This window comes from Anaerobacillus sp. 63XJN7_4_ISO-PGPR-S23-413 (genome assembly GCF_056173725.1).
In genome coordinates this window covers 3,054,922-3,079,411 of sequence record NZ_CM149688.1, presented here as the reverse complement: position 1 = coordinate 3,079,411, position 24,490 = coordinate 3,054,922, and the positions used below count along the sequence as shown (strand labels likewise).

General features: G+C 39.0%; 22 protein-coding genes and 1 other annotated feature. Of the genes, 16 read left to right on the top strand and 6 right to left on the bottom strand.

Annotation, left to right across the window (positions count from 1 at the left end; genetic code table 11):
• Window positions 1-109 precede the first annotated feature (109 nt).
• Window positions 110-332 (top strand) — a binding site (T-box leader).
• Between the two features lie 88 nt (window positions 333-420).
• Complete coding sequence (gene tyrS, locus AC0VYO_RS16245; RefSeq protein ID WP_475365621.1) at window positions 421-1,686, top strand: tyrosine--tRNA ligase; 1,266 nt, start codon at window positions 421-423, stop codon at window positions 1,684-1,686.
• A 223-nt stretch (window positions 1,687-1,909) separates the two neighbouring features.
• Here the strand turns inward: tyrS and rpsD are convergent, their stop codons facing one another.
• Window positions 1,910-2,512: a 30S ribosomal protein S4 gene (gene rpsD / locus AC0VYO_RS16240; RefSeq protein ID WP_136948553.1), complete on the bottom strand. Its 603-nt coding sequence runs from the start codon at window positions 2,510-2,512 to the stop codon at window positions 1,910-1,912.
• 361 nt (window positions 2,513-2,873) lie between these two features.
• Here rpsD and megL point away from each other — a divergent pair, with 361 nt between their 5' ends.
• Window positions 2,874-4,052 (top strand): methionine gamma-lyase, encoded by a 1,179-nt coding sequence (gene megL / locus AC0VYO_RS16235; protein ID WP_475365620.1) that lies wholly within the window; start codon window positions 2,874-2,876, stop codon window positions 4,050-4,052.
• Window positions 4,053-4,121: 69 nt separating this feature from the next.
• Here the strand turns inward: megL and AC0VYO_RS16230 are convergent, their stop codons facing one another.
• Complete coding sequence (locus tag AC0VYO_RS16230; RefSeq protein ID WP_475367804.1) at window positions 4,122-4,607, bottom strand: GAF domain-containing protein; 486 nt, start codon at window positions 4,605-4,607, stop codon at window positions 4,122-4,124.
• 150 nt (window positions 4,608-4,757) lie between these two features.
• Between AC0VYO_RS16230 and refZ the strand changes: the two genes are divergently transcribed.
• Window positions 4,758-5,411: a forespore capture DNA-binding protein RefZ gene (gene refZ, locus AC0VYO_RS16225; RefSeq protein WP_475365619.1), complete on the top strand. Its 654-nt coding sequence runs from the start codon at window positions 4,758-4,760 to the stop codon at window positions 5,409-5,411.
• On the opposite strand, the gene hisJ is transcribed toward refZ, so the two are convergent.
• Window positions 5,398-6,231: a histidinol-phosphatase HisJ gene (hisJ, locus tag AC0VYO_RS16220; protein ID WP_475367803.1), complete on the bottom strand. Its 834-nt coding sequence runs from the start codon at window positions 6,229-6,231 to the stop codon at window positions 5,398-5,400. The genes refZ and hisJ overlap by 14 nt on opposite strands.
• A 223-nt stretch (window positions 6,232-6,454) precedes the next feature.
• Between hisJ and ezrA the strand changes: the two genes are divergently transcribed.
• Window positions 6,455-8,152, top strand: a complete 1,698-nt coding sequence (gene ezrA / locus AC0VYO_RS16215) for a septation ring formation regulator EzrA (protein WP_430241473.1) — start codon at window positions 6,455-6,457, stop codon at window positions 8,150-8,152.
• A gap of 85 nt (window positions 8,153-8,237) precedes the next feature.
• Here the strand turns inward: ezrA and brnQ are convergent, their stop codons facing one another.
• Entirely contained in the window at window positions 8,238-9,554 is a 1,317-nt protein-coding gene (gene brnQ, locus AC0VYO_RS16210) for a branched-chain amino acid transport system II carrier protein (RefSeq protein ID WP_475367802.1), read from the bottom strand.
• Between the two features lie 280 nt (window positions 9,555-9,834).
• Between brnQ and AC0VYO_RS16205 the strand changes: the two genes are divergently transcribed.
• From AC0VYO_RS16205 to mbcS, 4 genes are all read left to right on the top strand, one after another.
• A complete protein-coding gene (locus tag AC0VYO_RS16205) occupies window positions 9,835-10,974 on the top strand; it encodes a cysteine desulfurase family protein (protein ID WP_430241467.1) in 1,140 nt (379 codons plus the stop codon).
• Entirely contained in the window at window positions 10,974-12,176 is a 1,203-nt protein-coding gene (gene thiI, locus AC0VYO_RS16200; protein ID WP_276511810.1) for a tRNA uracil 4-sulfurtransferase ThiI, read from the top strand. Before AC0VYO_RS16205 ends, thiI begins: the two co-directional genes overlap by 1 nt.
• 89 nt (window positions 12,177-12,265) lie before the next feature.
• A complete protein-coding gene (locus tag AC0VYO_RS16195; RefSeq protein WP_098444548.1) occupies window positions 12,266-12,466 on the top strand; it encodes an alpha/beta-type small acid-soluble spore protein in 201 nt (66 codons plus the stop codon).
• Window positions 12,467-12,581: 115 nt separating this feature from the next.
• On the top strand, window positions 12,582-14,165 hold the full coding sequence (gene mbcS, locus AC0VYO_RS16190; protein ID WP_475369070.1) for an acyl-CoA synthetase MbcS: 1,584 nt from the start codon (window positions 12,582-12,584) through the stop codon (window positions 14,163-14,165).
• A 49-nt stretch (window positions 14,166-14,214) separates the two neighbouring features.
• On the opposite strand, the gene AC0VYO_RS16185 is transcribed toward mbcS, so the two are convergent.
• Window positions 14,215-15,285, bottom strand: coding sequence for an undecaprenyldiphospho-muramoylpentapeptide beta-N-acetylglucosaminyltransferase (locus tag AC0VYO_RS16185; RefSeq protein ID WP_475367801.1), 1,071 nt, complete (start codon window positions 15,283-15,285; stop codon window positions 14,215-14,217).
• 171 nt (window positions 15,286-15,456) lie between these two features.
• On the opposite strand from AC0VYO_RS16185, the gene AC0VYO_RS16180 reads away from it, so the two are divergent.
• Window positions 15,457-17,064 carry an amidohydrolase gene (locus AC0VYO_RS16180; RefSeq protein ID WP_475367800.1) on the top strand — a complete coding sequence of 536 codons (1,608 nt, stop codon included), beginning with the start codon at window positions 15,457-15,459 and terminating at the stop codon, window positions 17,062-17,064.
• Between the two features lie 173 nt (window positions 17,065-17,237).
• On the opposite strand, the gene AC0VYO_RS16175 is transcribed toward AC0VYO_RS16180, so the two are convergent.
• The gene (locus tag AC0VYO_RS16175) at window positions 17,238-18,035 is read right to left on the bottom strand and encodes an NAD kinase (protein ID WP_475365615.1); all 798 of its coding nucleotides are present in this window, start codon (window positions 18,033-18,035) and stop codon (window positions 17,238-17,240) included.
• Window positions 18,036-18,319: 284 nt separating this feature from the next.
• Here AC0VYO_RS16175 and sppA point away from each other — a divergent pair, with 284 nt between their 5' ends.
• The 7 genes from sppA to AC0VYO_RS16140 all read left to right on the top strand — a co-directional run bounded on the left by sppA (window position 18,320) and on the right by AC0VYO_RS16140 (window position 24,372).
• Entirely contained in the window at window positions 18,320-19,315 is a 996-nt protein-coding gene (gene sppA / locus AC0VYO_RS16170; RefSeq protein ID WP_475367799.1) for a signal peptide peptidase SppA, read from the top strand.
• Window positions 19,316-19,328: 13 nt separating this feature from the next.
• Window positions 19,329-19,802, top strand: coding sequence for an RDD family protein (locus AC0VYO_RS16165; RefSeq protein ID WP_430241457.1), 474 nt, complete (start codon window positions 19,329-19,331; stop codon window positions 19,800-19,802).
• A 107-nt stretch (window positions 19,803-19,909) separates the two neighbouring features.
• A complete protein-coding gene (locus AC0VYO_RS16160) occupies window positions 19,910-20,509 on the top strand; it encodes a DUF2953 domain-containing protein (RefSeq protein WP_430241455.1) in 600 nt (199 codons plus the stop codon).
• Window positions 20,510-20,540: 31 nt separating this feature from the next.
• Window positions 20,541-21,074 (top strand): GerW family sporulation protein, encoded by a 534-nt coding sequence (gene ytfJ, locus AC0VYO_RS16155; protein WP_194219270.1) that lies wholly within the window; start codon window positions 20,541-20,543, stop codon window positions 21,072-21,074.
• Window positions 21,075-21,294: 220 nt separating this feature from the next.
• Window positions 21,295-21,792 (top strand): thiol peroxidase, encoded by a 498-nt coding sequence (gene tpx / locus AC0VYO_RS16150; protein ID WP_194219271.1) that lies wholly within the window; start codon window positions 21,295-21,297, stop codon window positions 21,790-21,792.
• Window positions 21,793-22,016: 224 nt separating this feature from the next.
• Window positions 22,017-23,009, top strand: coding sequence for a class I SAM-dependent methyltransferase (locus tag AC0VYO_RS16145; RefSeq protein ID WP_430241452.1), 993 nt, complete (start codon window positions 22,017-22,019; stop codon window positions 23,007-23,009).
• 175 nt (window positions 23,010-23,184) lie between these two features.
• Entirely contained in the window at window positions 23,185-24,372 is a 1,188-nt protein-coding gene (locus AC0VYO_RS16140) for an acetate kinase (RefSeq protein ID WP_475365613.1), read from the top strand.
• Window positions 24,373-24,490: the final 118 nt, after the last annotated feature.

Below are 24,490 nucleotides of genomic sequence, written 5' to 3'. Positions count from 1 at the left end.
TATAGCATATGTCGTCGAGATTTGTATAAACTGGTAGGGATTTCTGTAGGCTTAGAATTGACATGATTTTACCTTTGTGATATTAATTTAATTAGTGTTTTTTAATGAACGACATGCCTTGATTGGACGAAGTAGCATTTTTCTCCCTTTTTCAGAGAGCTGATGTGCGGTGAGAATCAGCATAAAGGAAAATGTGAATTACCTCCATGAGCATCTAATGGGAAAGACAGTGTCTGTGTAGCATTAGACGGTTCAGACCGTTATTCTGACTGAGTGGGAGAAAGGTTACTTTCTTCAACAAGGGTGGTACCGCGATGAAACTCGTCCCTTTTCTGGGGCGGGTTTTTTTTGTTTTTTTGCCCATTTGGATTATTTTAGTGGTTTGCCAAAAGATATTATTAACGAAAGGAAGTCGATTACATGCACATATTAGAAGAATTAGAAGCAAGAGGACTTTTAAATCAAGTTACAGATAGAGAGGGCCTTGAAAAGGAACTTTCAGAAAACCGCATTGCTCTTTATTCTGGCTTTGATCCTACAGCTGATAGCCTTCATATTGGGCATCTTTTGCCTATTCTAGCCCTACGTAGATTTCAGTTAGCTGGCCACACGCCGATTGCGCTTGTTGGTGGAGCTACTGGGCTGATTGGTGACCCTAGTGGCCGTTCAAATGAACGTACGTTGAATTCAGAAGACATTGTAAAAGATTGGACGAATAAGTTACAGGGACAGCTTGCTCGCTTTTTGGATTTTGGAACAGATGCGAACTCTGCAAAAGCTGTAAACAACTACGACTGGATTGGGGAGTTAAATGTTATTCCATTCCTGCGTGATGTTGGAAAGAACTTTGGTTTGAACTATATGCTTGCGAAAGATTCTGTTACTTCACGTCTTGAAGCGGGAATTTCTTTTACAGAATTTACGTATATGATTCTTCAATCATATGATTTTCTTCAGCTTTACCGGAAAGAAAACTGTCGTCTTCAAATTGGAGGAAGTGACCAATGGGGGAACATTACAGCAGGTCTTGAACTGATTCGTAAAGAAGAAGGCAGCGAAGAGTCTTCAAAAGCCTATGGAGCAACATTCCCACTTGTTACGAAGAGTGATGGTTCTAAGTTCGGTAAATCTGAAGGTGGAGCGATTTGGCTTGATGCCGATAAAACCTCTCCTTACGAATTCTATCAGTTCTGGATTAACACAGATGATCGTGATGTTGTGAAATTTCTTCATTACTTTACATTTTTAAGTATTGAAGAAATTAAAGAGATTGAATCAAAACATATCGAAGCACCGGAAAAGAGAGAAGCTCATCGTACTCTTGCTGAAGAAGTGACAAAGCTTGTTCACGGAGAAGAAAAGCTTCAGCAGGCAATCAACATCTCGGAAGCGCTGTTCAGTGGTGACATTAAACAGCTAACAGCTGATGAAATCCGTTTAGGATTTAAGGATGTTCCTTCTTTCCATGTAGAAGATAATGAAAAGGGACTTATCGATCTTCTTGTAGAAGCTGGTATTTCTTCATCTAAGCGCCAGGCAAGAGAAGATGTTAAAAATGGAGCGGTGTATATCAACGGTGAACGGTGTCAGGAAATGGATAAAGTTATTTCAGAAAGCGACCAAATCGAAAATCAATACGTGATTATTCGTAGAGGGAAGAAGAAATATTTCCTTCTTACGTATTAATCATTTAGCTATTTTAACTAATACTGGTGATTCCCAATAACGGTTGGTTATCACAGAGAGTAAATGAGTAAAAAATCACCAGCGGTTATGAACAGCCAATCATTAAGAGGAAGACCCTCCCATTGAAAAGAGGAGGATCTTCCTCATTTTTTTATATTTTTTGTACTAAGTAAATTTGGACATAAAAAAACCCCGGAATAAGTTCCGGGGTTTTTGAAACAGCTTAACGAGAGTAGTACTCAACGATAAGAGCTTCAGTGATTTCAGCAGGAAGTTCAGAACGCTCAGGGAGACGAGAGAACGTACCTTCAAGCTTATCTGCATCGAAAGTAAGGTATTCTGGAACGAAATTGTTTACTTCGATAGCTTCTTTGATGATGTCAAGGTTGTTAGACTTCTCACGAACGCTGATCACTTGACCAGTCGCTACACGATAAGAAGGAATGTCAACGCGTTTGCCATCAACTGTGATGTGGCCGTGGTTAACTAGCTGACGAGCCTGACGGCGAGTGCGAGCTAGACCTAGACGATAAACAAGGTTATCAAGACGAGCTTCAAGAAGAATCATGAAGTTTTCACCATGAACACCTTTCATTTTGCCAGCATCATCGAAAAGACGTCGGAATTGACGCTCAGTCATGCCGTACATGTGACGAAGCTTTTGCTTCTCTTGAAGTTGAAGACCATATTCAGAAAGCTTTCTACGCTGGTTAGGTCCGTGTTGACCTGGAGCGTAAGGGCGCTTTTCCAATTCTTTACCTGTTCCACTTAGAGAAATACCAAGACGACGAGAAATTTTCCAACTTGGTCCTGTATAACGAGCCATAATTAGCTCCTCCTTTATACCATTATTATTGGTATAAAATAAAAACAGTGTCGTGATTCCGGTTTGTGCACATTGTGTTTTCACACGCCTTCACCTCGACAGCCGGAGGTTACGCGGCGTACCTATTAAAAGGAACACAATGAAATCACAGCCCGTCACGCTGCTGCCCATTCTTATTTTACACAAATGCTATTGTAACTCTTTCAGTATTAGATGTCAACTTTAGTAGAAATGAGATGGATAGATAGCACGTCGACATCATTTTTAGGATATAAGAAAGATAAATACCTCTTCACCTTATAATAGAAAGCGCTTACAATGGAAGTGTATCTAGCTATTTTTATAACAGGGGGTTATAACTTTGACAGGGAAGCATCGCTTTGAGACAAAAACAATTCATGATGGATATGAATCTAAATCGCATCACAACAGCCTGGCATCTCCTATTTATCAAACATCAACTTTTACATTTGAAACGGCTGAGGCTGGTGAACGAAGGTTTGCAGGTGAGGAACCTGGCTATATTTATTCAAGGCTTGGAAACCCTACTGTTCGAATGTTGGAAGAGCGGATTGCCTCTCTTGAAAATGCTGAGGCAGGCTTAGCGTTTGGTTCGGGAATGGCTGCCGTGTCTGCTGTTCTTTTGAACCTAGTGAAGACAGGCGACCACATTCTTTGTTCAGAAGGGGTCTACGGATGTACTTTCGGATTACTTAAAATGTTAGAAGAGAAATTTTCGATTGAACATGACTTGCTTCCGCTAGACTCAGTTGAGCAATTACAAAAAGCAATTCGTCCAAATACTACAGTTATTTATATTGAAACTCCGATTAATCCAACATTGAAATTAATTGATCTTGAAATGGTTTCTGCGGTCGCAAAAGAAAAAGGAATTAAGGTTGTGGTGGATAATACATTTTCGACTCCTTATTTACAGCGCCCGTTAGAATTTGGCTGTGACATTGTTTTGCATAGTGCAACGAAATATATCAGTGGCCATGGAGACGTGGTAGCTGGTTTAGTTGTGGGTGACCAAGAGACCATCTCTTCAATTGCTAAAAGTACGCAAAAGGATATAGGTGGAATTCTTTCACCATTCGATGCATGGCTATTGTTAAGAGGCTTAAAGACCCTCCCTATTCGAATGGATCGTCACTCTTCAAATGCTAGACAAATTATGCAGAAATTAGCTGAGCATCCTGCCATAACGAACGTGATGTATCCAGGTATGGAAGAATCTTCATCGTATGCTATTGCTCAAAAACAAATGAAGAGCCCAGGCGGTTTAATTAGTTTTGAAATTGCGGGGGAAAAGAAAGACTCCCAAGCCTTCATGAATAGACTTAATATGATTAAAATAGCTGTTAGTCTCGGGGATGCTGAAACCCTGATTCAACATCCCGCTACAATGACACATGCCGTTGTCCCGGAAGATGAGAGATTAAGAATGGGGATTAGTGAAACTCTTATTCGCCTTTCTGTTGGTCTTGAAGCATGGGAGGATATTTGGGAAGATATTCTTCAAGCGTTAGAGAACTAAAAAAAGCCATTAGAGAAATTCTCTAATGGCTTTTTAAGTAGTATAGGTACAAAATACTTTACTTTAACTCTAAAGAAAATCTTGCAATGCTTCAGTAAATTTCTCTAAATACTCCTGATCCAATTCATCGAAACGGCCAACTTTAGGGCTATCGATATCAAGTACTCCGAGGAGCTTATCTGAAATGTACATTGGCACTACAATTTCAGATTGTGAAGCAGCGTCACATGCAATATGTCCGGGGAAATCATGAACATTGTCAATTCGCATCGTCTTGCCTTCTTTAGATGCTGTGCCACAGACTCCTTTACCGTTCTGAATACGAACGCATGCTGGAAGTCCCTGGAAAGGCCCGAGCACAAGTTGATCGGTCTCTTTTTCGTATAAATAGAACCCAACCCAATTGACATCTGTTAGAAACTGATTTAATAAAGCAGAGGCATTTGCAAGATTAGCGAGCTGATTTGTTTCACCATCTAGCAGTGCTCTTAGTTGTTTAATTACCATTTGATAATCTTTTTCTCTTTTGCCTGAATAGGATTCGACTTCAAACATGTCAAAACACCTCTTCCTTACATCGAAATTATGAACATCATATCAAATCTTGCAGATTAATACACATATTTTGTCGTACGATTAATAAAGGATTGCCTATGTTATTACCGAATCAATAATTTAGATCGTATTATTTGGAGGTGGTTCCTAGTGAAACAGGAGCGAGATACAGCATCGAAGCGAAGTGTCATACAGGCCGCCATTCAACTTTTCAATACAAAGGGTTTTAACGGTACTTCAGTGCGAGATATAGCGGGTAAAGCGGATGTGAATGTTGCCTTAATTTCGTATTATTTTAACGGCAAAAAGGGGTTAGCTGAGTTTCTAATGACGTCATTTCTAGAAGGGTATGTAAAGGAACTCGAAAAAGTATATCAGCAGCTTGACGCGCGATCTGCCAGAAGCTGTCTCGCTGAAGCTATTGAAAGGATTATGGAGTATCAGTATCAGAATAGGCAACTCGCCAGGTTTGTACTTCGGGAGATCACTTTTGATTCAGTGCTTGTTCGGGAAATCATGACCACTTATCTAGCAAAAGAAAAGTACTACTTTAGCAAAATATTTGAGGTGGGGTTTGCAAGGGAGGAATTTCGTCCACAATCCATTGATTATATCATCATGCAAATGAGAGGCATGCTTTCTATGCCATTTTTGCAACCTCAATATATACTAGAAGTGCATCATATTCAGCCAAATGAACATTACTTTATTGAACGATATACGAAACAATTAAATGAATGGATAGAACGATATATTTGTAAGACTGGAATTTGGGAAGCAAGGCCGTTCGTTATGAACGGCTAAGCAAGGTTGGTGATTGTAGAGAGTGTGTAAGAAGTCGTTCTGCTCCTTGACCAATCCCTTTTGCGCTATGAGCATCTGAGCCATAGACGAGAGGGATTTCTCGTTTTATTGCTTCACGTATAACCCAGTCAGTTGGATATGGCTCTCCACATAAAGGTTTCACTGTTCCGGCTCCATTATAATCTAATGAAAAGCCGCTTTCTTTAATCGCATCAAGTAATGTAGAGATTTCCGAGAAAAAGGAACTTTTAGACGGGTGTTTTTTCTGGAATTTATTTGCTAAAGTTATATGTCCAATTCGAGTAGGTTTATACTTTCCTAGATCAGCATGGACTGACTTCAATAGCGTTTCGTAATACTTTTGGTGAACCATATCAACGGAACCCAATGAAGCAATTAGTTGTTCAAAAGCTTCTGGACTATAGTCAAGGCAAGTATAGTTAGTTCCTTCTTTCAAAAAATGAACAGAAAGAATCGCATCATCTAATTGTGGTCCTACTGTATTAAGAAACTGCCTTGTCTCTTCTTCATAGCCTTCAATAAAATCAACCTCTAGTCCACAGTTAATTTCAATTTTTCCCTTAAATCTATGTTTTAGCTGCTGAATATTTTTAAAATAGTTTTCTAGTACTTCCCATTTCATTCCGCTATCTTGATTTGGAACAGGGTCATGGAAATTTTGTGGGAGAGGAGCGTGTTCAGTAAATGTCATGCCTTTGTAACCGAACTGAATAGCAGCTTCTACGTAATCCTCAAATAAATCTGTTGATCCATGTGGACAAAAAGGAGAGTGTATGTGTCCATCATATGAAATAATCATCCAAAAGCACCTTCTTTCAATAAATGAAAAAGTTTATAATAAAATCAAGGATTTTAGTTGTCGAATATTGAATTTATTTAGTCAAAGAGGTAATTACATGGTATCATAAAAACATTGATGAAATTCGTACATATTCGTTTATAAAAGATCTATATCTGATGATTTAGACTGCTGTTTTAGCATGTATACATAAATTGATGATGTGGAAGAAGGGGTGCTTCCGTTGGAGTATATTGTCATTGCGATTATTTTACTTGTTGCCGTCATTTTATACGGCACTTTTGCTAGAAGAAAAATATACAATGAAATCGATCGTCTAGAAGAATGGAAGATTGATATATTAAACAGACCTGTGACAGATGAGATTTCGAAGGTGAAAGGTCTAACAATGTCAGGTCAAACGGAAGAAAAATTTGAAAAATGGCGTGAAGAGTGGGATGAGATCGTAGCAGTTAAGCTTCCCAACTTGGAAGAGCAGCTTATGGATACCGAGGAAGCTGCTGAGAGGTATCGCTTTAGTAAAGCGAAAGCAACATTAGTTGAAACTCGTGAACGATTAGAACAGATTGAAAAGCGTATTGAACTGATGTTAGAAGATATTAATGAGCTCGTTTCGAGTGAAGAGCAGAATAGAACAGAAATTGTTTCCGTTCAAGAGGTGTTCAGGGAAGCCAAACAGCGACTTCTTTCACAAAATCGTTCACTTGGTAAGGCTTATCCTACCCTAGAAGCTGAACTCGAAGAACTTAAACAAGATCTTAAGCGCTATGAACAACTAACCGAAGAAGGTAACTATCTTGAAGCTAGAAGTGTGTTGAAAGAAATCCAAGAGCGGTTAACAGCTGTTCAAGAAAAAATTTCTGTTACACCAGAATTAATAGCGCTTGTGCATACGCAGATACCTTCTCAACTAAAAGAACTTGAAGATGGAACTTCCGTGATGGAGTCTGAAGGCTATGTACTTGATCATTTGGAAATTCAAGATCATATTGAACACGTCGAATCGGATTTAGTCAGATGGGATTCGGCTATTGAGAAGACGGAAGTCGAAGAGATCAAGATAGAAATTGATACAGTGCGAAGAAATATTGAAGGACTATATGATCAATTGGAATCTGAAGTAGATGCAAGGCATCTTGTTACGGAGAAAGTAGAGGAGCTTGAACATGAGCTGCTTAAAACTAATAATCACTTTCAAGACTTGCAAGAAGAAACGAATGTTGTGCAGCTCAGTTACCGTTTAGAGGAACAGGAATTGAAAATGATTAAGGAAATTGAGAAAAAGATTTCTGATATGCATATTCGATTTAATGCTGTTATTGAAGCAGTTGAAGGCAATAAGCAGGCATTTACCACACTTGCTGAAACGGTGCTTTCCTTAAAAGAAGATCTTGCTTCAATTGATCATGAAATGCAAATTCAAAAAGAGAATTTGCATATGTTAAGAAAAGATGAGCTTAAAGCGCTTGAGACGATTAAAGATTTGAAGAGAAGATTAATTGAATCAAGAAGAATGATGAAGTTAAGTAATCTACCAGGCATTCCAGAATCATATTTAGATGGTTATGAACTGGCAGAGGATATCATTGTAGAATTAAGTGATCGTCTTTCAGACGTACCGCTTGATATTTATCAAATTAATGAAGTGCTTTCTGATGCTGAACGTGCGGTTGAACATAGTACTGAAATAACAAAAAAGCTTGTCGAAGACGCCATTCTGACCGAACGCTTGATTCAGTTTGGGAATCGATATCGAGGGAAGCACAGAAGTGTAGATGAACTGCTTCAAAAAGCAGAAGATCACTTCAGACAATATGAGTACGATGAAGCATTATCAACAGCTGAAGCTGCCATTGAAAAGGTTGATCCACAGGTGCTTCAATCGTTGAAAGATGATGTAAGAGAACCTGTTAAATCATAACTCTCCTCATTGAGGAGAGTTTTTTGTTGTAATCAGTATTTTTCTTTTTAAAAAAACGCAGACAATTTGTCTGCGTTAGAAAAAATTATGATGTTCTATCTTTCTTAGATATTATCCATCCTACTATTCCACCTATGATAGCGGGTACAATCCATCCTACGCCATCACTATAGAGTGGGAGCTTATGTAGAATGGTAATCCCAGGCATTATAATCCCGGCGCCCTCAAGGGCATTGGGGACACTTATAAGGATTGTCAAAATGATAGCCCCCCTATAAACGTAGTGATGGATAGAAAATAGGTAGCTCATGAATGTTAAGAAGATCAATACAATTGCTACAGGATAAATCGCAATTAAAACAGGTAATGTAAATGTAATCAATTGAGTCAGTCCAAGGTTTGCCACAAAAGCACTGAAAATTGTAATGATCAGAATAACAAACTTATAAGAAAGCTTTGGATACGTTTTTGAGAAATACTCGCCACATGCCGTTACTAGTCCTACAGATGTTGTTAAACAAGCAAATGTAATCGCGGCTCCAAGAAGAAATGTGCCAAATGAGCCGAACAGGTAACTCGCAACACTAGAGAGGATTTCTCCTCCGTTATTGACTGAACCAAGAAGGTTAACACTTGTAGCTCCTATATAGGCAAGTGATAAATAAATACCCGTTAACCCTATTGCTGCTAGGATTCCAGCTTTCAATACAGCGATGGAAATGGTTTTTCGATCTGTGATGCCTTTATCCTTGACGGCTTGAATCACCACAATTCCAAATACAAGAGCTGCAATTGCATCCATCGTAAGATAACCTTCAATGAACCCTTTAAAGAAAACGCCGTCCTCATACTTCGCTGAAGGGGCTGAAAGTGGACCTGGTGGATGGATAAAAGCTCCTACGATTAAACTTCCAAGAACTAGAAGTAATAAAGGTGTCAAGATCTTTCCCACTCGATCCACTAATCTTGAAGGATTCAGTGATAACCAAAACGTAATACCGAAGAAAATAAGGGTATAGATAAATAATGGCATCCCGGTAACATTCGTTGATTCATTCAAAAATGGCACGACACCAATTTCAAATGCTACCGTCCCGGTACGTGGGATTCCAAAGAATGGCCCAATCGCAAGATAGAGGATCGCAGTGAATACAAATCCGAAAGTGGGGTGAACTTTAGAAGCAATATCTTTTAAGTTTCCCCCCGTTAACCCAATCGCCGTCACGCCTAAAAGAGGAAGTCCAACCCCTGTGATGAGAAAACCAGCTGTTGCTACCCAAATATTACTCCCAGCAGAATGACCGAGCGCGGGTGGGAAAATCATGTTTCCTGCTCCAAGAAAAAGAGCAAAAAGCATTAATCCTATTGTCAAAATGTCTTTATTTGATAATTTCAACTTCATAAGGGCCTCCTGATTAAACTGTTTAACATGTCCTAATTTTCGGACTTTATATTAACACAATTGATCGACAAATCATAACAAAACCAAAATGATTAATAATTCAAATAATTTATCTGCCATTCTAGCAGCGTTCGTTCGACCTTGGTAATCATAACCATTCTTAGCGTAACGAACAAAATGATGAATCTATCTCATTATCTAGAATATTTGATTTGGTGATTTGTTTGACCTATGGTAGGATTATTAGTTGGAAATATAAGATGACTGAAGGTGTCATAATATGATTTATTTGGATAATAGTGCTACAACGCAGCCCTATAAAGAAGTACTTGATGCATATCGAAAAGCAGCTGAAAATTTTTTCGCTAATCCATCTTCTCTCCATCGAAAAGGTGGAGAAGCAGAGCGATTGTTTCGACAAGCGAGAATGAGTATTTCAGATTTGTTACAAGTTAAAATGAATGAAATTATTTTTACTTCTGGTGGAACTGAGAGTAATAATTTGGCTATTAAAGGTTCAGCACTTCAATATATGAATCGAGGTAAGCACCTCATTACTACGAGTATAGAACATGCTTCCGTTTTGGAGTCCTTCCGGCAGCTTGAATCCATGGGATTTGAAGTGACGTATTTACCTGTTAACAGAGAAGGAGAAATCTCTCTAGATGATCTTGAAGAGGCGCTCACTCCTGAAACCATTCTTGTTTCTATTATGCACGTGAATAATGAGATGGGTGCCATTCAACCAATAAAAGAAGCGGGAAAGTTGATTAAACAAAAATCACGTGCCTTCTTTCATATTGATGATGTTCAGGGAATTGGTAAGGTGCCACTCAACTTTAATGAAGTACAAGCGGATTTAGTCTCTTATTCGGCGCATAAATTTCATGGGCTAAAAGGTAATGGGATATTAATAAAACGAGATAAACTGTCTTTATTTCCACTGCTTTCAGGAGGGGGGCAGGAAAGCGACATTCGCTCAGGTACAGAAAATGGTCCTGGAATCGTCGCGATGGCAAAGGCTCTTCGAATATTTTTAGGTAAAGCGGATGCTCAAAAGGAGAAGTTAAAAACATTACAAACGCTGTTGCTAAAAGAACTCTCCGATATTGAAGGCGTGAAGTTAAATAGTACTCGATTAGGTTCTCCGCATATTGTTAATTTCTCAGTCCCTGGTATTAAGCCGGAAGTATTGATTCATACGCTTGAGGAAAAAGAAATTTATGTGTCAACTCGTTCGGCGTGTTCTTCCAAAACAGCAGCAGCAAGCCACGTATTAACATCTGTTGGTTTATCAGATCAAGGGGCAAAGTCGGCTATTAGAATAAGCCTTTCTTTTGATACAACGATAGAGGAAGTAGAATTTTTTCTTGAAGAGCTTCAAAAAGTAATACCCAAACTAAAACATGTAATGAGGTAATAGCTATGTATGATCATATCATTCTTCGCTACGGGGAAATTTCACTTAAAGGTAAAAACAGAAAAGGATTTATCACTGCTTTGAAAAAAAGAGTGAAGCAGGTATTGTCTGACTATCCATCCATTGAGGTTCATCAATCTTTTGACCGAATGATTGTGAAATTGAATGGAGAGGATCCAGATCCGATAATTATGAAACTAAAAACGATTTTTGGCATTCACTCCCTTAGTGTCGCCATCAAGACAGAACACGATCTCGATCTTATTAAAGAAAAGGCATTACAGCTTGTTAAGGATCAAATGGGTAATGAAAGTATGACTTTCAAAGTAACAGTTAGGAGACCTTTCAAGCAATTTCCACATCGCTCACAAGATATGAATCGCGATATAGGCGGTTATGTTCTTACTAATACAGAAAAATTAACGGTGGATGTCCACAATCCTGACATGGAATTGAAGGTAGAAGTGAAGCAAGATGGTGCTTATCTTAGTTGCGATAATTCAGAAGGTGCTGGAGGTCTTCCAACTGCTCAAGATAATAAGGTAATGTTGATGTTATCAGGTGGTATCGATAGTCCAGTCGCGGGTTATTTAACGATGAAAAGGGGAGTAAAAGTAGAAGCAGTTCATTTTCACAGCCCTCCTTTTACAAGTGAGCGTTCACGCCAGAAAGTAGAGGATCTTGTAAAAGTTCTCTCTCGATACGGTGGAGACATTCGCCTTCATATTGTCCCGTTTACAAATACACAGAAATCAATTCAAAAAGAAATGCCTGATAATTACAGCATGACAATTATGAGAAGAATGATGATGCGAATCACGGAAAAGTTAGCAGAAAAAAGTGGAGCACTTGCCATTGCAACAGGGGAAAGTCTTGGACAAGTAGCAAGTCAAACGATTCAAAGTATGAATACAATTAACGAAGTGACAAATTATCCTGTTCTAAGGCCTCTTATTTCTATGGACAAAATTGAGATTATGAGGATTTCAAGAGCTATTGACCTGTATGATATCTCGATTCGGCCATATGAGGACTGTTGCACGGTGTTCTTGCCAGATGCACCTAAGACAAAACCAAAACGGGAACATGCAAATAAATTTGAACAATACTTACCAATTGATGAATTAGTAGAAGAGGCTGTAAGTGGTGTTGAAACGATTGTTATTAAGGAAAAAGATGATTCATTTGATGACTTACTTTAATCTTCCAACATTTAACCATACTACCAATAGTTAATGAGAATAACCCTCCCTTCTCTATCAAATGATAGTGTCAAGGAGGTGAACAACTCATGGCTAATAACAGCTCAAACAACCTTGTTGTACCAGGTGTACAACAAGCTTTAGATCAAATGAAATACGAAATTGCTTCTGAATTTGGTGTGAATCTTGGTCCAGACTCAACTTCACGTTCAAACGGTTCAGTTGGCGGCGAGATCACGAAGCGTCTTGTTCAACAATCTGAACAGCAATTCGGAGGATACTCCAAATAATTTAATATAATGGCTTGGAGAAGGTGAATTAGACACCTTCTCCTTTTTTATCGGCAATAATGTTCAAAACTTTCATACTTTTATGTATAATGTAATTATTGCAGAATAAAGGGGGATAAGAATGCAGGACTTAATTGCACCTGAACATTACAATCTAACAATCGAGATGGAGCGCTTTACTTCTAAAGAAGATAAAGTGGCCTTAAAATGGCGAAGTGATCAAGGCGAAGTTCAAGAAATTACATATAAACATTTATTTGAAAAGGCGAATCGCATCGCTGGCGCGCTAACTGCCCAGGGATTAACAAGTCAAGATCGTGTTTTGATCATGATGCCCAGGTTAATTGATACATATGCCGTATACATTGCCTGTTTGAAAGCGGGTCTAGTCGTTATTCCTTCTTCAGAAATGTTGAGAAAAAAAGATTTGATCTATCGAATTAATCATGCCGAAGCAAAAGCGGTTATCTGTGAAGCAGAACTTATTGAATCATTTGAAGGTGTAGAAGACGAAGCGCCTTCTTTGGAACATAGATTCATTGTAGGCAATCGTGCTAATGGATGGATATCTTTACTGGATGAAGCTAAAAATGAAAGCGCTTCTTTCGCTGGCGTGGCCACATCAAGAGAAGACATGGCATTCCTTTCCTATACGTCTGGAACAACGGGAAATCCTAAAGGCGTTGTTCATAGTCATGGTTGGGCATATGCTCATTTAAGAACTTCTTCAGCCTCATGGCTCGATATTCATGAGGGAGATAACGTTTGGGCAACTGCAGGACCAGGGTGGCAAAAATGGATTTGGAGCCCTTTTGTTGCCACATTATGTAGTGGCGCAACTGGTTTTGTTTATAGTGGTAAATTTGATCCAGAAGCGTACCTTGGTTTTCTTTCAGAATATGATATTAATGTTTTATGTTGTACACCAACAGAGTATCGCTTAATGGCAAAGGTAGATGATTTAACTAGGTACAAATTGCCTGCTCTCAGAAGCGCCGTTTCAGCTGGTGAGCCGCTTAATCGTGAAGTAATTGATACGTTTAGAAAATATTTTCAGATTGATGTTAGAGACGGCTATGGTCAAACTGAGAATACATTACTTGTTGGCATTCTAAAAGGCATGGAAGTAAAGCCAGGTTCAATGGGGAAACCAACACCTGGTAATCAAGTGGATATTATTAATGAAGATGGTCAACCTGTTCAGGTTGGAGAAGTGGGAGACATTGCCGTCCATAAGGATGTACCTGCTCTGTTCAAACGGTACTATAAGGATCAGGAACGTACGCAAATGGCGTACAGAGGTGACTATTACTTAACGGGGGATAAAGCTTCCAAAGATGAGGATGGTTACTTTTGGTTTGAAGGTAGAGGTGATGATATTATCATTAGCTCCGGATATACAATTGGACCATTTGAAGTAGAGGATGCTCTTGTGAAACACCCGGCTGTACAGGAGTGTGCGGTCGTTGCAAGTCCTGATGAAGTTCGCGGTAATATAGTAAAAGCGTATATTGTACTGAAAGATCCCAATCAAGCGGGAGATGCTTTAGTTCGTACACTACAAGATCATGTAAAAGAGCTAACTGCGCCTTATAAATATCCAAGAAAAGTTGAATTTATTGAAGAACTTCCGAAAACAACTTCAGGTAAAATTAGAAGAATTGAGCTTCGTCAAAAAGAAACTCTTGGGGCGTCTTAGAATAGAGGATACAGTAAAAAATAAGAAGAAGACCTTTGAGGTCTTCTTCTTATTTTTTTGCTTTATTTTTAATTAAAGCTTCAATCTTATTTGCCTGATCACCTGCATTATCCTGTTCCATTGCTTTTATATATGTCGAGCGGTTCTCAAATGTTTCACGTACGGATTTTATGAAAGAAGCGTCTGATAAATCTTCCTCCAATAGAACATTCGCATAGCCTGATTTCTGGAACGATTGGGCGTTCAAAATTTGGTCCCCTCTACTTGCAGCTCTTGATAATGGGATGAGTAACATTGGTTTTTTCAATGCAAGGAACTCAAAAATAGAATTTGAACCAGCTCTTGAGACAATTAAATCAGCCATGGCTAATAAGTGAGGAAGTTCATCTGTTACATACTCGAATTGCTTATACCCCTGCATTTGCAAATTTTCAACCACTTGCCCTTTACCGGTAAGGTGGAGAATATCATATGTTTGTAAAAGCTCATCTAACTGATTGCGAACAGCTTCATTGATTCGTTTTGCACCAAGACTTCCGCCCATAATTAACATAACAGGCTTTGTCCCAGTGAATCCGGCAAAAGAAAGGCCAGTGGAGCGTTTGCCACTTTTCAGTTCATCACGAACAACTGCGCCGATATATTCCGCTTTGCTTTCAGGTAAATGGTTTACCGTTTCAGGGAAAGTTGTACATACCTTTGAGGCGAAAGGGATGGCTACTTTGTTAGCGAGTCCCGGTGTTAAATCAGATTCATGAATAATGACAGGAACTCCATTCATCTTTCCGGCGATTACGACAGGTACAGATACAAATCCCCCTTTAGAGAAAATGACAGAAGGCTTTTCACGTTTAATAATGGAAAAAGCCTCTCCTACGCCTTTAATTACTTTAAAAGGATCTTTGAAGTTATTCCAGTCAAAATATCTTCTTAGCTTTCCGGTAGCAACATGATGATAAGTAACCCCTTTGACAGGTTCAATTAACTGACGTTCAATGCCGTTCTCAGAACCGATATAATGGATATCCCAGTCGTCTTTTAAAAAACGAGGAATTAGTGCTAAATTAACTGTAACGTGCCCGGCAGAGCCGCCACCTGTAAATAAGATTTTCTTTTTCAACGAGATTTCCTCACCTTCAACAATTGTCTTGCATATACTCTTTGTTATTCTTATTGTATCATGATTGAAAAATCAACCAAGAGTTTGATGAAAAACCAGAAGATTCACAGTTTATATGAGGAATGATACAATTAGCTCACAATTTACATTTACATAAAGGAGAGAACATCAGTGGGAACGCTTTGGTTTGGTGGTAAGATCTATACGCTTGAACATGAAAATGAAACGGTAGAAGCCGTCTATACAGAAAATGGCCGTATCAAAAAGGTCGGGTCTAAATCAGAACTAACCTCTATGTTCGAAAAAGAAATGACAGAAAAACATGATTTAAAAGGGAATGTCATGATTCCTGGTTTTGTGGATAGTCATCTCCACATGATTGGACATGGAGAAAAACTTCTGCGTCTCGATTTATCGGAGGCTACGTCAGCGGAAGAGATGAAAAGACATCTGATTAACAAAGTGAATGATACAGCCTCATTTGACTGGGTGATTGGGGAAGGTTGGAATGAAAACAACTTTCAGGATCGCAAAATCTTCCACCGTGATGAATTAGATGATATTGCTCCAAATAATCCAATGATGTTAACAAGAGTGTGTAGACATGCCATACTTGCGAATTCGATAGCCCTTGATCTTGCAGGTATAACGGATGATACACCAGATCCTGAAGGTGGCGTAATCATGAGGGATAATGAAGGCAGAGCAACTGGTTATTTATTGGATCGTGCCCAGGAACTAGTAAAGGATGCTATGCCTGAAGTAAGTGTTGAATACCTTGAAAAAGCTCTATCTTGCTCAGTCGATGACCTTGTAGCGAAAGGCGTTACAGGTGGCCATAGTGAAGATCTAAATTACTATGGTGGTTTTAAACGTACTTATGAGACCTTCGTAAATGTCATCAACGGACAACGTAAATTTAGAGCTAATTTATTAGTCCATCATGAAGTAATCGAGCAGATGCGCAAGCAAGGGTTAGGTTTCGGTGATGGAACAAATTATGTAGAGCTAGGTGCGATGAAGATTTTTGCTGATGGCGCACTTGGTGGTCGTACTGCTCTATTGAGCGATCCATACAATGATTCTCCTGATACGTCAGGAGTTGCGATTCATAGCATTGAAGGACTTACCGAACTTGTGAAGAAAGCAAGGGTTCATGATATGCCTGTGGCTATTCATGTGATTGGTGATTTGGCACTCGAGTATGCAATTGAAGCGATTGAACAGTATCCTGCTCCACATGGGCTTAGAGATCGCCTTATCCATACGCAGGTCATGCGTGATGATTTGTTAAAACGATTAAAAGAACTTTCAGTTATTCTTGATATTCAGCCAAGGTTTGTCGCTTCGGATTTTCCATGGGTAATGGAGCGTCTCGGCGAAGCAAGAATGACATGGTCATTTGCGTGGAAAACGCTGCTTGATAGTGGCGTTCCAATTGCAGGTGGATCAGATGCACCGATTGAACCTGTGAATCCATTGTTAGGTATTCATGCAGCAGTTACGCGAAAGCGTCCTGAGGAAACACATGGTGGATATTATCCTGAACAGAAATTATCTGTGTTTGAGAGCGTCTCTCTTTTTACTAAAGGAAGTGCGTTTGCAATTGGAAGAGAACGTGAAAGAGGTATGATTAAAGAGAACTTTGCAGCGGATTTCACTGTATTAAATCGCGATATTTTTAATTGTGATCCAGACCTTATTATTCAAACAGATGCTGTTATGACAGTCATTGATGAAACAATCGTTTATCAAAAAGAGCGTGGTTCTCTCTCATAGAAAAAATTCTTTACTAATAAAAACCTATGTGAATTTATATTGTTGATAACTCGTTTTTTTTAGCTCAAAACGATTGGTTATAACAGATCGTAAATGAGCCGAAGTTCAACGATGTTCGTTAACATAGTCAATAAAAAAAGAAGCGCCGCACATTTTTGTGGCGCTTCTTTCGTTTAGAGGAAGCTTCTTTGAACTTTATGCCAGAAAGAATTGTTTTTAAGCTTAACAGTTTTAATGCGTTTTTCTGGGATATGAATTTGAATTTCTTGAGCATGCTGAATGCTCATTGCTTCATTGTCAATACCAATAACAGGATAATCATTACCATCCTGAATAACTTGAAGAGAAAGCGTTCTCTCATCACTTAATATAAAAGGAGAGCCGAGCGTGCGGTAATGATTATTGTTTAGTGAAGCGAGTTCACTTACTTGCATACAAGCAAGCTTAGGATCTACCACTGCACCGTTTACGGACTTATTATACGCCGTGCTTCCTGTTGGTGTGGAAACAATGAGACCATCTCCACGAAATGTTTCAAAGTGAAAATCTTCCACATAAACTTCCATGGCAAGTGTCTTAATAATTGACGAACGAATGGTGCACTCGTTCAAGCAATAGAAGGATGATTCATTGTTCACTTTTACTTCAATCGTCGGGTAACGACGAACTTCAATGCCTTCTGACAAAATGTCTCCCACCATATTTTGGATGTTGTCGATGTGGAAATCACAATAAAATCCGAGCTCACCAGTAGAAATTCCTACATAAAGGCAATCTTCTCTGAAACCTGTTTTTCTTACGGCTTGAAGGAAAGCACCATCTCCTCCAATACTTGCAATAATGCTAGCTTCTTCAGGGTTTTCTACGATATGAAAATCGTTTTTTTCTGCTAGTGCCTTTAACGGTTCTACTTTCTCCTGAATTTCTTTTGACTGCTTATAGAAAAAAAACAAATTACGCCGATTTGGCATGTAGATTCCTCCCTGTCTATCTGTTTGTCTTCTTTACTTTATCATTATCGCTTTTTAGAAAAAAGAAAAAATTATGATTTCGCTCATTTATTCAAGGCTATGAACGAGTGCGGAAAGAAGAGTAAAGTGTACTTTCTATGGTTCCCTCTCTCGACACATTAAATTTGTTCAAACGCTTCTAAGGAGTGCGATTCCTTATTTTGTATGGTATTCTCAAAAATATGAAACCAATAAGTTGGCTTCATCGTACATAAGATAGCATCAGGATATAGAGGAGGCTTACTATGAATGGAAAACGATGGATCGCCCTCGGCATTACCGTTGTTCTGATTATCGTATCAATCGTGTTTAATTTTGTTTCTAGTCTGGCATTTGGAGGATGGCAGGAAGAAATGAACACAACGGACCAATTTGCAGAGACGGTTATTGAGGAAGGTAGTAGTTCGAATAAGATTGCGGTTTTGAATGTGGAAGGAGTTATTCAAGATACTGGAACAAACACTAGTTTTCTTCCACAGTCTGGATACAATCATGCTGTGTTTATGAAACGTTTGGAGCATGCTGGGGAAGACAACAGTGTTAAAGGCATCATTTTAAGACTTAATACGCCGGGCGGCGGGGTAGTAGAAAGTGAAGAGATTCATGATAAGCTCTTAGAGATTAAAGAGAAAACGGATAAACCCATTTATGTTTCAATGGGAAGCATGACGGCTTCTGCGGGTTATTATATTTCAGCTCCAGCTGATAAAATCGTTGCGAGTCCTTCCACGATTACAGGTTCCATCGGTGTTATTATGCAGTCGATGAACTATGCAGAACTAGCTGAGAAGGTAGGAGTGAAATGGGAGACAATTAAGAGCGGTCCACATAAAGATATTATGTCTCCTAGTCGTGAAATGACTGATGAAGAACGGGACATTCTCCAATCAATGATTGATAATTCATATGATGAATTCGTTCGGGTAGTTAGTGAAGGTAGAGGAATGGATGAAAGCAAAGTAAGGGAGCTTGCTGACGGAAGAATTTATGATGGCAGGCAAGCGAAGGAAGTTAACCTTGTTGATAACCTGGGAAATCTTGAAGATACAATTGCCGGTATGAAAGAAGACGTGGGGGATCGTAAGTTACAAGTGGTGCAATATAAGCAAAACTTAGGATTAAACTCTCTCTTTGAAATGACGGCCGCTAAGCTCATGGGGCCTGATAAAGATCTCTTAGGCATCCAGCAGTTATTATCCACTCCACAATCCCCTGAGTTAATGTATTTATATTCTGAATAAGGAGGCAGGCAGAATGGATGAAACAATGAGTACGACTGCCTCTCCCGCATCTTTAGAGAAAGAAGTGAAGCACGAGCGTTTTGCTGGCTTCTGGATGCGCTTTTGGGCATATTTAGTTGATATTATTGTTGTAGCAAGTTTGAATGGAATTCTGATTACTCCTATGATCAAGGGGTTTGATCTTCCTGCTAATGAACCTGCCTATCTGCCGCTACAGGCGATATTAACAGGTATCGTGTATTACGCTTATTTTATACTGATGACTAAGTTCTTATCTCAAACGCTAGGGAAAATGCTTTTTGGTTTAAGGGTAGCCTCTGTTAAAAGCACGACTTTAACATGGGGAACGGTTATTTTTAGAGAAGGCATTGGACGATTTATTAGTAAAACAATCTTATTTGTTGGTTTCCTTGTCGTTGCTTTTACGAAAAAGAAACAAGGAATCCATGATTTGTTCGCTGATACAATTGTTGTGCACGAAGAATAAGAACATACTGAATGAATAAACCTGTCCATATTGGGCAGGTTTATTTTATACTCTATTTTCATGAATACTGTCTCAAAATAGAAAGGTATATGGGAGGAGGCTATTCATTGATTATTATTCTTGTTGCTATATTTGGCTTATTAGTGATCGCCTCCTTACCCCTTATTGTTTTTTCGACAGTAAGAGTAACGTTCACAATAGAACACTCTTCTTCAGTTGAAGAAATTCAAATAGCTGTGAAAGCCCTCTTCGGATTAGTTATTTATGAGACAACCATACCACTTGAAACGTTATTAGAAGGTGGGGAAGAGGCTGTCAAAGCAAGCAAAGAAGAAGAGGGGCTGAAAGGTGACCTCAAAGAGGTCATCCAGTTACTGAAAAAAACGCTTGGGGCTAAAACATCTGTTTTGTTTTTTCTTAGGAAGACACGATTTCGAACGATTCAATGGGAAACAAATTTTGGAATGGGAAACGCTGCAAGTACTGCAGTAGTAGCTGAACTTATTATGAATACAAAAGTCGCTATCTTCACACTTTTATCACATTACTCTAATCTTCATTCAGTCCCTCAACTCATCGTAACACCAATTTATGAAGTGAAAACGATTCAAACTTATATACGATGCATGATTACATTTAAACTGGGGCATGCTATGATCGCGGCAATTAAATTAATGAAGTCTCAAAAGAATGTGCAGGAGGCTTAGCGGTTTAGTAAGTGAAGGAGGAAAACACAAAATGCCTGAACATCCAATTGAAGGACTTATGCAGACTGCAATGGAAAATCTGAAAGACATGATTGATGTCAACACGATTATAGGTGATCCTGTCGAAACCCCTGATGGAAGCGTCATTCTAACGGTGTCAAAGGTTGGATTTGGATTTGCTGCTGGTGGTAGTGAATTTATGCTAAAGCAACAGTCCAATCAGCGTGATCAGCAAGGGCAAAGCAAAGGCGATCCTTTTGGTGGAGGTAGTGGTGGTGGTGTTTCCATAACGCCAATTGCGTTTTTAATTGTAAGTGCTGGCGATATAAAGATGATACACCTTGATAACACCACACATCTTTATGAGAGATTGCTCGATCTTGCCCCACAGGCAATTGAAAAAGTACAAAGCATTCTTCAGAATATGAATCATGAGACTAAGGGAAGAAGAGGAAACGATCACCAAAGCGATTCACAATCTTCGCGACATACATCCCAAGGAAAACACCTCTTCCGTGGTCATAAGAGACAGCAGGATGACGATAAGCAGGATTTGGATTTTTAAGCTACTTTTAATTAAAGTAGCTTTTTTATATGGTCTTTAGATTCGATTCTTCTGCCATTGTGGGTTATTCTAGAAAACTAAGTTGCATTAATCGAACATAAATACCTCTGATTCATAAAAACTGAGCTAGAAAGCCTTAGCTGATTTCTTGAAATCAGAAGCGATGGCATATATGATGAAAACAGTCGTACATACGACCAATTATGAAGGAGGTATGAACATGGCTAATATTACATTTAAAGAAACGCCGATGACACTTTTAGGGGAAGAAGTAAAAGCGGGGGACAAAGCGCCTGATTTTACTGTTCTTGCTAATGATCTATCTGAAAAAACGCTTGATGATTATGCAGGTATTCGTCTCATTAGTGTCGTACCATCACTAGATACAGGCGTTTGTGATGCTCAAACACGTAAATTTAACGAAGAAGCTGCTAAGCTTGATAACGTGAAAGTGTTAACAATTAGCGCTGACCTCCCATTTGCACAGAAGCGCTGGTGCGGTGCTGCTGGAATTGAAGATGCTATTACTTTATCTGATCATCGCGATCTTTCATTTGGTAAAGCTTTTGGCGTAGCGATGGAAGAGCTTCGTTTATTAGCAAGAGCTGTTTTTGTAGTAAACAGTAAGGACGAAGTTGTATACACAGAATATGTTAGTGAAGCAACAAATCACCCAGATTATGACGCTGCACTTAACGCCGCTAAGCAAGCTGAATAATGTAAACAAACATGGCAAGGACTTCGATGACGTGATCGGAGTCCTTTTTTAACGGAATTGTATTGTGATCTATAATTCATAGACGTTAGTGTAGAAAACTCTCGATTAGCCATAAACTTTTGCAAAGTATAAAAAGTCTCTCTCGTAACAGATGATCTTCCGATGTTGCGAAAGAACTCAAGACTGTTTACAATAGAGACGGCGAACTGATAGGAGGCCAATCAATGACCGAACTAACTGTAGAAAATTTATATAACGTGCTTGATGAATCGACGCTAGTTATTCAAAATAAATTGGAAATGTCGTATCTTGAAGCTCTCGTTGAGACAGGTTTAAACATATTTGAAAATAAAGTATTACAAGAGGAACTAGATACGGATACCGTTGTCCGTCTTAAAGCTCTTTATGATTCATGTGATCTTGAGGATGCTAAGAAAGAAACAGTGCGTAAAGGGATCCAGCTTGCACTTCTGAAAGGGATGAAGAAAGGAATTCAGCCTCATCATGCCATGACTCCAGATAGTGTTGCGCATTTAATCGGTTATCTTGTGAAAAAATATAAAGATGTATTAAATATAGAGGAAATGAAAATTCTTGATCCTGCAGTAGGAACAGGAAATTTACTCACTTCTGTTCTAAACCAATTAGAAGGTGAGAAAGTTGAAGCATTCGGGGCGGAACCAGATGATCTTTTATTACATTTAGGTTTTGTTAATGCGAATTTGCAAAAACACCAGGTAGAATTTCTTCACCAGGATAGCGTAAAGCCACTTTATATTCCCCAGGTTAATACGATCGTAACTGATTTACCTGTTGGTTACTATCCCCATGAGGAAGCATCTGCAAAATACGAATTAAAAGCAGAAGAAGGGATGTCTTACGTTCACCATCTTCTTATCGAACAAAGCTTAAATATGACAGAAGAGTCTGGCATGCTCTTCTTTATGATTCCAAACTTTCTCTTTGGAGATGATGGAGCCAAGCAAGTGAGGAATTTGCTAAATGATCGCTCTGTTATCCACGGCATTATTCAATTGCCTACAAGTTTATTTGCGAATGAGTCGCAAGCTAAAAGTATTCTTGTTACTCAGAAAAAAGGAGAACATACGTTAAAGCCTAAACAAGTTATGATGGCAAAGCTTCCATCCTTCTCCAATCGTGAAGCGATGTTGAACATGATGCAGCAGATTAACGGGTGGTTTTCACAGCTTTCTTAAAGGTTATGAAACGTTTACAAATCTGAATTGGCGGAATACTTGAATGTAAGCGGTTTTCACCTTGAATAAAGTAATGGACGATGTTTAAATAATAAGAGTGCTAAAGATAGAAGGGTCTTACCCTTCTATTTTCGTGTCGTATTCTAATTTTATTGAATTAAAGGAGCTGTCACATATGGCGAAAATAATCGCAATCAACGCCGGTAGTTCTTCGTTGAAGTTTCAACTATTAAATATGCCGGAAGAAACTGTTATCACTAAAGGACTCGTGGAGAGAATCGGCCTTGATGACGCCATTTTTACAATAGAAGTGAACGGTGAAAAGAAAGAAGAAATTACTGATATTCCTGATCATGGAGTTGCGGTTAAAATGCTATTAGATAAGCTGATTAGCTTCTCCATTATCTCTTCCTATAATGAAATTGAAGGTGTTGGACACCGTGTGGTTCACGGCGGTGAGAAATTTGATGACTCTGCATTGATTACGGATGATGTACTAGCTAGCATTGAAGAAGTATCAGAGCTTGCGCCATTGCATAACCCCGCTCACCTTGTTGGGATTCGTGCATTCCGTGAAATTCTACCAGATGTTCCATCTGTAGCCGTATTTGATACAGCTTTCCATCAGTCTATGCCTGAGCAGTCGTTCCTATATAGTCTCCCTTACGATTATTATAAAGATTATGGTATTCGTAAGTACGGCTTCCACGGAACTTCTCACCAGTATGTTTCAGAGAGAGCGGCAGAGATGCTTGGTCGCCCGCTTGATCAATTGCGTCTCCTTTCTTGCCACCTTGGTAACGGTGCGAGTATTGCAGCTATTCAAGGCGGAAAGTCAATTGATACATCAATGGGCTTCACTCCACTAGCTGGTGTAACAATGGGAACTCGTTCAGGTAACATTGACCCTGCTTTGATTCCATTTATTATGGATAAGACTGGTCAAACAGCAGAAGAAGTAATGAATACATTGAATAAGAAAAGTGGTCTTCTTGGAGTGTCTGGTTTCTCAAGTGATCTTCGCGATATCACTAGTAAAGCAGAAGCTGGAAATGAACGTGCTGAATTAGCACTAGAAGTATTTACTTCTCGTATTCATAAATACATTGGGTCTTATGCAGCGCGCATGTCAGGACTAGACGCTATTATTTTCACAGCAGGTATCGGTGAAAATAGTGATGCTGTTCGTGCACGTGTACTTCGTGGCCTTGAATTTATGGGCGTATATTGGGATCCAGCTCTAAATAAGGTGAAGGGGAAAGAAGCTTTCATTAACTACCCTCACTCACCTGTCAAAGTAATGATTATTCCTACTAATGAGGAAGTCGTCATTGCGCGTGATACAGTTAGGCTTTCAAAATAGACTTTAGAGAAACAGCGTATCTTAACAGATGCGCTGTTCTTTTTTTACTCCTTATTCCACCTTTGTTGGAAGTTTTTGATTGGAAAAGCTACAATATAGGAAAGAGTTGTAAGGGAGT